Raw genomic sequence first — 1,926 nt, forward strand, 5'->3', positions numbered from 1 at the left:
CCGTCGGCGAACTGGGCTCATCGATCTATCTGCGCGAGGTTCTCGGCCGCGAGGACGGCGCGCCGCCGCCGGTCGATCTGGCGCTGGAACGCAAGACCGGCGACTTCGTGCGCGACCTGATCGAGGCAGGCGACCTGACCTGTGTCCACGACCTGTCGGACGGCGGCCTGATCGGGGCGGCGGCGGACCTGGCCCTGGCGTCCGACTGCGGCGTTGAGCTGGACGCCACCTCGGCCAGCCACGCCCACATCCTGCTCTTCGGAGAGGATCAGGCCCGTTACCTGGTCGCCGTGCCGGACGCGACCGGCATCATCGCCGCGGCCCAGGCCGCCGGCCTGCACGCCTCGGTGGTCGGCCGGGCCAGGGGCCGCGACTTCGCCTCGGGCGAGCTGTTCCGCCTGCCGCTGGATCACCTGCGCGAGATGCACGAAGGCTGGATGCCCGGCTGGATGGAGGGCTGATCCGTGCCCGTCGTCTTCCGTGATCGAGGGCGAAAGTTTCACTTCTATTCGGATGAAGGCACACCGCGCGAGCCGGTGCATATCCATGTGTCCGAACCCGGATGCGAGGCCAAATTCTGGCTGAACCCGGCCGTTCGCTTGGCGCGAAAAATCGGCTATACTGAGTGAGATATGCGCGATCTCGCGCATCGTGGACGCCAACCGCGATCTTATCGAACGACACTGGAATGAGTTCTTTGGAAACGGCTAGGCCCGAACGAGTATCGTTCGATGAGCACCGTATGCTCGTGGAACTGTCCGACGGTCGCCTGCTCGGCATCCCTCTGGCATGGTATCCGCGGCTGCTTCAGGCCACCCCGAAACAGCGCGCCGATGTCTGGCTCAGCCCGTCCGGCCTGCATTGGGAAGAGATCGACGAGGACATCTCGGTCGCGGGATTGATCGCCGGGCGTGGCGACATGACCAAGCGACCCGCAACCGCCGCTTGAGATGGAAATGGACCCTGACGACCGGTCCGATCACGCGTTTCATTGTTTTCGCCACACTTTCACTGGCCCTGGCCGCCTGCGACGGCGGCGGCGACCCGGTCCGGCAGGCCTTGCGCGACGTCTCGGCCGCCAACCACGCCGCGACGGTCAGGGAGGGCGAGGTGACGACGACCGTGGGCACGGCGTCCGGCGGGACTGCGGACGAGGCCTATATCGCCAGGATGATCGAACACCACCGGGGCGCCGTGGCCATGGCCGATGTCGCCCTCGCCCGGTCGCGCGACCCGGAAATCCGCCGAATGGCCCGGGCCGTCAAGGACGCCCAGACGCGCGAGATCGCCGAGATGCAGGCCTGGCGGCCTGCTGCCCAACCCACCCCGTGACGGGCGTCACATTTCCGGGCTAGGTCAGGATCTTCGCAGCCCGGAGGTCCGCATGCTCTCGCTCGATTCCGTCTCCCGCCGGGGAATGCTGCTGGCGCTGGGCGCCGGGAGCGTCACCCTGGGCTCAGGTCGTCAGGCCCTGGCTGATCCGGTGTTCGCCGAATACCCGTTCCAGCTGGGCATCGCCGCCGGCGATCCGGCCCCTGACGGCTTCGTCATCTGGACCCGACTGGCCCCCCGCCCGCTCGAGATCGGCCACGGCATGCCGTCGGCGCCGGTGCCGGTGAAGTGGGAGGTCGCAACGGATCGCGGCTTTTCCAGCGTGGCGCGGAGCGGCGAGGCGATCGCCCGACCCGAACTGGGCCACGCCGTCCATGTCGAGATCACCGGGCTGGAGCCCGGCCGGGACTATTTCTATCGCTTCACTGCCGGCTCCGAACGCACCCCTTCAGGGCGTGCGAAGACGGCGCCGGCGGCGGGCGCCGCAGTGGCCCGGGCCCGGTTCGGCGTGCTGGGCTGCCAGGCCTATGAGCAGGGCTTCTACACCGCCCACCGCAAGGCGGCGGCCGAGGATTTCGACTTCGTCTACTGCTA

The 1,926-nt window shown here is 68.4% G+C and carries 5 protein-coding genes; all 5 read left to right on the plus strand.

Going from position 1 to position 1,926, the window contains the following annotated elements:
• Positions 1–461, plus strand: a 461-nt coding sequence (locus Q0588_RS03115) for an AIR synthase-related protein (protein WP_298743683.1), incomplete at its 5' end; no start/stop codon positions are given.
• A gap of 3 nt (positions 462–464) precedes the next feature.
• Positions 465–629 (plus strand): DUF4160 domain-containing protein, encoded by a 165-nt coding sequence (locus Q0588_RS15995; RefSeq protein WP_366872542.1) that lies wholly within the window; start codon positions 465–467, stop codon positions 627–629.
• A gap of 59 nt (positions 630–688) precedes the next feature.
• A complete protein-coding gene (locus tag Q0588_RS03120) occupies positions 689–949 on the plus strand; it encodes a DUF2442 domain-containing protein (protein ID WP_298743685.1) in 261 nt (86 codons plus the stop codon).
• The gene (locus Q0588_RS03125) at positions 946–1,332 is read left to right on the plus strand and encodes a DUF305 domain-containing protein (protein WP_298743687.1); all 387 of its coding nucleotides are present in this window, start codon (positions 946–948) and stop codon (positions 1,330–1,332) included. The genes Q0588_RS03120 and Q0588_RS03125 overlap by 4 nt, the downstream gene beginning before the upstream one ends.
• Positions 1,333–1,384: 52 nt before the next feature.
• Positions 1,385–1,926 (plus strand): PhoD-like phosphatase N-terminal domain-containing protein (locus tag Q0588_RS03130; RefSeq protein ID WP_298743689.1); only part of this gene is annotated, 542 nt, incomplete at its 3' end.

The organism is uncultured Brevundimonas sp. (assembly GCF_937870815.1).
GTDB lineage: Bacteria > Pseudomonadota > Alphaproteobacteria > Caulobacterales > Caulobacteraceae > Brevundimonas.

Excerpts from the sequence above, each read along its gene's own strand:
- Q0588_RS03120 (WP_298743685.1), top strand. The coding sequence starts at position 689 with ATGAGTTCTTTGGAAACGGCTAGGCCCGAACGAGTATCGTTCGATGAG.